Annotated in this window: 3 protein-coding genes and 1 pseudogene; 3 read left to right on the top strand and 1 reads right to left on the bottom strand. The window is 44.0% G+C overall.

The window, feature by feature from the left end; genetic code table 11:
- Positions 1-176 precede the first annotated feature (176 nt).
- The 3 genes from glgB to ligA all read left to right on the top strand — a co-directional run bounded on the left by glgB (position 177) and on the right by ligA (position 4,883).
- Positions 177-2,468, top strand: coding sequence for a 1,4-alpha-glucan branching enzyme (gene glgB, locus IQ229_RS12135; protein WP_194044012.1), 2,292 nt, complete (start codon positions 177-179; stop codon positions 2,466-2,468).
- A gap of 95 nt (positions 2,469-2,563) precedes the next feature.
- A complete protein-coding gene (locus tag IQ229_RS12130; RefSeq protein WP_194044011.1) occupies positions 2,564-2,734 on the top strand; it encodes a hypothetical protein in 171 nt (56 codons plus the stop codon).
- 112 nt (positions 2,735-2,846) lie between these two features.
- Positions 2,847-4,883: an NAD-dependent DNA ligase LigA gene (ligA, locus tag IQ229_RS12125; RefSeq protein WP_194044010.1), complete on the top strand. Its 2,037-nt coding sequence runs from the start codon at positions 2,847-2,849 to the stop codon at positions 4,881-4,883.
- Between the two features lie 83 nt (positions 4,884-4,966).
- On the opposite strand, the pseudogene IQ229_RS12120 reads toward ligA, so the two are convergent.
- A pseudogene (locus IQ229_RS12120) lies at positions 4,967-5,194 on the bottom strand (hypothetical protein); the annotation flags it as partial.

Here is a 5,194-nt window from a genome sequence, read left to right as displayed (position 1 = left end):
CAATGCCCCATGCCCAATGCTCAATGCCCAATGCCCAATGCCCCATGCCCAATGCCCAATGCCCCATTCTGATGTAGGATAACGGTGGCGACAAAATTGCAAATAAATGTAAAGAATATATATAGATATTAAAAAAGTAGATTTAGTCAATCACATTATTTCACTTAGGTAGCTTCATGTCCATGACCACGATCGCCCCTGAACAGGTTAACAGCATCGTTTGGAATCAGCATAACGATCCCTTTGAAATACTAGGTTCTCATCCCATAGAGCAAGATGGTAAAACTGTCTGGGCTGTGCGGGCCTACCTACCCAATGCAAGTGCAGCATGGGTCGTTCTTCCTGAACAACGCAAGGAATACCCAATGCAAACAGTGCATCATCCCCACTTTTTTGAATGCACGATTGACACTCCAGAACTGGCAAACTACCAGTTACGGATTAAAGAAGGGGAACATGAGCGTGTCACCTATGACCCTTACGCTTTCCGTTCTCCCAACTTGACAGACTTTGACTTGCATTTGTTTAGTGAAGGCAACCATCATCGGATATATGAAAAACTGGGAGCGCACCCTACGGAAATAGGCGGCGTTAAAGGCGTTTATTTTGCAGTTTGGGCACCTAACGCTCGCAACGTTTCATTGTTGGGAGACTTCAACCTCTGGGATGGGCGTAAACACCAGATGCGTAAAGGCCCCACCGGGGTTTGGGAATTGTTTATTCCTGAAATTGGTGTAGGGGAGTCTTACAAATATGAAATCAAAAATTTTGAAGGACACATTTACGAAAAATCCGATCCCTATGGTTTTCAGCAGGAACCCCGTCCAAAAACGGCATCTATTGTCACTGATTTAGATACTTACAGTTGGAGTGACGAAGACTGGATGGAAAAGCGGCGTCACACTGAACCCCTCACCCAGCCAGTTTCAGTTTACGAAGTGCATTTAGGCTCTTGGTTACACGCTTCGAGTGCAGAACCAGCGAAACTCCCCAATGGTGAAACGGAACCTGTAGTTGTCGTTTCGGAACTGAAACCGGGCGCACGTTTTCTTACCTATCGGGAACTAGCTGACCGACTCATTCCTTATGTCAAAGAATTAGGATACACCCACATAGAAATGCTACCCATTGCGGAGCATCCCTTTGATGGTTCTTGGGGTTATCAAGTAACTGGTTACTACGCCCCTACCTCGCGTTTTGGCAGACCCGAAGATTTTATGTATTTTGTTGACAAATGTCACGAAAATGATATTGGGGTAATTGTGGATTGGGTTCCTGGTCACTTCCCCAAAGATGGACATGGTTTAGCTTTCTTTGATGGCAGCCACCTGTACGAACACGCTGACCCCCGCAAAGGCGAACACAAAGAATGGGGTACTTTGGTGTTCAACTACGGTCGCCATGAAGTTAGTAATTTCCTCGCAGCAAATGCCCTCTTCTGGTTTGATAAGTACCACATTGACGGGATTCGTGTTGATGCTGTTGCCTCGATGCTCTATAACGATTATTGCCGCAAACCAGGAGAATGGCTGCCCAACCAGTACGGTGGCAGAGAAAACCTAGAAGCAGCAGATTTTCTGCGTCAGGTAAATCACATTATCTTTAGCTATTTTCCCGGTATTCTCTCAATTGCGGAAGAATCCACTTCTTGGCCAATGGTATCTTGGCCCACCTACACAGGCGGACTAGGCTTTAACTTGAAGTGGAATATGGGCTGGATGCACGATATGTTGGATTACTTCAGCATGGACCCTTGGTTCCGCCAGTTCCACCAAAATAACATCACCTTTAGTATGTGGTACAACCACAGCGAGAACTTCATGCTGGCTTTGTCCCACGATGAAGTGGTGCATGGTAAGAGCAATATCATCGGCAAAATGCCGGGGGATACATGGCAGAAATTAGCTAATATCCGTTGTTTATTTAGCTATATGTTTGCTCACCCAGGCAAGAAAACCATGTTTATGAGCATGGAGTTTGGGCAGTGGAGTGAGTGGAATGCTTGGGCTGATTTGGAGTGGCATTTATTGCAGCATGAAGCCCACCAACAGTTAAAAACGTTTTTCCGGGAATTGAACCATCTCTACCGTTCTGAGCCAGTTTTGTACACCCAGGATTTTGCTGAACCTGGGTTTGAGTGGATTGACTGTAGCGATAACCGCCATAGTGTAGTTTCCTTCATTCGTCGTGACAAGGATTCTGATGATTTTGCGATCGTTATTTGCAATTTTACACCGCAACCTCATTCTCACTATCGCATCGGTGTACCGCAAAAGGGATTTTATACCGAGTTATTCAATAGTGATGCGCGTCAGTATGGCGGTAGCAATATGGGCAACTTAGGTGGTAAATGGACAGATGATTGGTCTTTGCACAGTCGTCCTTATTCTCTGGATTTGTGTTTACCACCTTTGGGTGTGTTGATTCTCAAGTTGGATAAGAAAAAGACTGCTGAGGTAATTGGATAATAATTTGGGGTGGGGCAATGCCCCGTCCTACAGATAATTTCCCCTATTCACAGCTATTCAACCCAGTTCTCTAATAGACTCTGGTGAAATTAAGTATGCGTTATTACCTTTGTAGAGACGTAGCAATTCTACGTCTCTACATTCTTTTATATAGTGATTTATTGACTCGCGATCGCTCTAAATTTTTTACCCGTAAAATTATACTTAGTACTCAGGGGAAGCTTACTACTGAAGTTTACGATGCGATCGCCCTATGCAAGTATTAGGTAGCCGGGATTGGTAAAACTTATTTAGCTTTTGATATGACTCAAAAGCCTAAATTTTGTATAGTACATATGTATGAATTGTTAGCCCTAATCCTAGATATTTTATAATTTTATGACACAGATTAAGCCTGAAGTAAAGCGCACAGAAGAATTGCGCCAGTTATTGCAACAAGCAAGCTATGCTTATTACGTCCTAGATGCTCCAATCATGGAAGATGCAGTCTATGACCAGCTATATCGAGAATTGCAACAACTAGAAACTCAATATCCAGAATTGACAGCACCCGATAGTCCGACTCAGCGGGTTGGTGAGCTTAGGCATACACAGTTTACCTCGGTGCGGCACAATATCCCCTTGTATAGTCTGGAGAATGCATTCAATATTGATGAGTTGCAAGCATGGGATCAGCGTTGGCGGCGACAAGTACCGAAAATAGATTCAGTGGAATATGTCAGTGAACTGAAAATTGATGGTTCTGCTTTGGCTCTAACTTACCAAAATGGCATTCTAGTTAGAGGGACAACTAGAGGTGATGGGGTAACGGGTGAAGATATTACCCAAAATGTACGGACAATTCGCTCAATTCCCTTACGTTTGAATTTTGAAGGGTTAGAAATTCTCGAAAGAGTGGAAGTGCGAGGCGAGGCGTTTTTGCCGTTGGAAGTATTTAAACAAATCAACGAGGAAAGGCAAAAAGCCAGCGAGCAATTATTTGCCAATCCCCGCAATGCCGCAGCTGGTACACTCAGGCAATTAGACTCCCGCATTGTGGCTAAACGGCGCTTAGATTTTTTTGGCTACACCTTGCACATTCCTGGTAGAGATGACACCAGTATTGCTAATACCCAATGGGAAGCGTTGGAGTTGTTGGAAAAGATGGGTTTTCGAGTCAACCCCAACCACAAACTCTGTGCTTCGATCGCAGAAGTGGCAAAATATTACGAATACTGGGATACGGAACGGCTGAATTTACCCTACATGACTGATGGGGTAGTAGTGAAGCTGAATTCTTTTAAACTTCAGGAACAGCTAGGGTTTACGCAGAAATTCCCCCGTTGGGCGATCGCTTTGAAGTATCCAGCCGAAGAAGCGCCTACGCGTGTAGAAAATATTGCTGTAAATGTGGGACGAACAGGGGCGTTAACGCCGTTAGCCGAGATGCGCCCGGTGCAACTGGCGGGAACAACAGTTTCTCGTGCAACTTTACATAATAGCGATCGCATTGTTCAATTAGATATTCGCATTGGTGATACTGTGATTGTCCGCAAAGCTGGGGAAATCATTCCAGAAGTGTTGAGGGTAATCAAAGAACTCCGTCCTGCTGACACTGAACCCTTCCTTATGCCCACCCATTGCCCAGTCTGCGGTCAATTGGTGGTGCGAGAATCCGGTGAGGCGGTGACTCGGTGCGTCAATGCTTCCTGTGCAGCGATTCTCAAAGGTTCCATTGAACATTGGGTAAGTCGTGATGCCTTAGATATTAAAGGTATGGGGGAAAAGTTGGTATATCAACTCGTTGATAAAGGTTTGGTGCATTCCGTTGCCGATTTATATGAGTTGACAGCAGAGAAGTTATCTGCATTAGAAAGGATGGGGAAAAAGTCGGCAGAGAAATTAATCGATGCGATCGCTCAATCAAAAAATCAACCTTGGTCAAGGGTATTGTATGGTTTAGGCATCCGTCACGTTGGCAGTGTGAATGCTCAATTGTTGACTCAGAAATATTTCACTGTAGACCAGTTAGCGGCAGCAAAGCAATCAGATATTGAAGGTATTTACGGTATTGGTGCTGAAATTGCCCAATCTGTGTACCAATGGTTTCGGATTGATGCTAACCAAAAGTTGATAGAACGCTTGCAAGCAGAAGGATTGCAATTAACTGCCACCGAGGAAACAAAAATAGTTGGTGACGGTAATCAAAAGTTTGTAGGTAAAACTTTTGTAATTACGGGAACATTGCCAACCTTGAAGCGGGATGAAGCGAAGGATTTGATTCAAAAAGCTGGGGGGAAAGTGACTGATTCAGTTAGTAAAAAAACAGATTATTTAGTTTTAGGAGAAGATGCAGGTTCCAAGTTAGAAAAAGCAATTTCGTTGGGAATTACACAGTTAAGTGAGGCGCAATTATTAGAAATGCTTGAAGATTGAAAATGATTCACAATTGCTATAGCAAACGACTTTTTTTGTACAATTGGATGGTTATCGTAAGGACAATTCATAAATTGCTTCTACTAAAATGGGGGCAAGTTATTTGGGTCAATACCCTGAGATTGCAAATAAGCAATTAGTCGTTCTTTTTGCTGACGTTCTTGCTCGACGCGTTGACGTTCTTGTTCGGCACGTTGGCGTTCTTGTTCAATCTGTTCTACAGCCCACGGTAATAAATTACCACCTCGATCCCACCAGCGCAACCAATACCCAGTGCGACCTTCTTTTGTTCCTTGCCAAGTGCCCACAAA

This window comes from Nostoc cf. edaphicum LEGE 07299, assembly GCF_015207245.1.
GTDB lineage: Bacteria > Cyanobacteriota > Cyanobacteriia > Cyanobacteriales > Nostocaceae > Nostoc > Nostoc edaphicum_B.
This window is presented reverse-complemented; position numbering and strand designations above follow the sequence as displayed.

Excerpts from the sequence above, each read along its gene's own strand:
- glgB (WP_194044012.1), top strand. The coding sequence starts at position 177 with ATGTCCATGACCACGATCGCCCCTGAACAGGTTAACAGCATCGTTTGG.
- IQ229_RS12130 (WP_194044011.1), top strand. The coding sequence starts at position 2,564 with ATGCGTTATTACCTTTGTAGAGACGTAGCAATTCTACGTCTCTACATT.
- ligA (WP_194044010.1), top strand. The coding sequence starts at position 2,847 with ATGACACAGATTAAGCCTGAAGTAAAGCGCACAGAAGAATTGCGCCAG.